Genomic DNA, 262 nt, shown 5'->3' with positions numbered 1-262 from the left:
ACGACAGATGTTGTAAAAGAAGACACAGGTGCTGTCGCGGGTGAGTTGCTGGGTGATGGCAAACTTGATATAGCCGATTTGGATGCGGGTGAGAATGCCTTCAGTACAGCGGTGACTAAGGTTGCGAATGCCGATGGCCAACAACCGCTGGGTGAGTTAACCATTCAAGCCGATGGTACTTGGTCTTACCGAGTCGTGAACAGCCTTGAAGGGGTTCAAGAGCTGGGTGACGGTGAGACTCGAATAGAGCGCTTTGAAGTCA

Annotated in this window: 1 protein-coding gene; it reads left to right on the top strand. The window is 51.5% G+C overall.

All coding sequences use genetic code 11. The annotated features are described in order from the left end of the window. Positions 1-262: VCBS domain-containing protein (locus AB4405_RS24385; RefSeq protein ID WP_372063123.1), on the top strand; the 262-nt coding region annotated here is incomplete at both ends.

Origin of the sequence: Vibrio sp. 10N.261.51.F12 (genome assembly GCF_041471725.1) — a bacterium.
Lineage (GTDB): Bacteria > Pseudomonadota > Gammaproteobacteria > Enterobacterales > Vibrionaceae > Vibrio.
The sequence above is the reverse complement of the archived record's forward strand: the minus strand, read 5'-3'. Positions and strand labels throughout refer to the sequence as shown.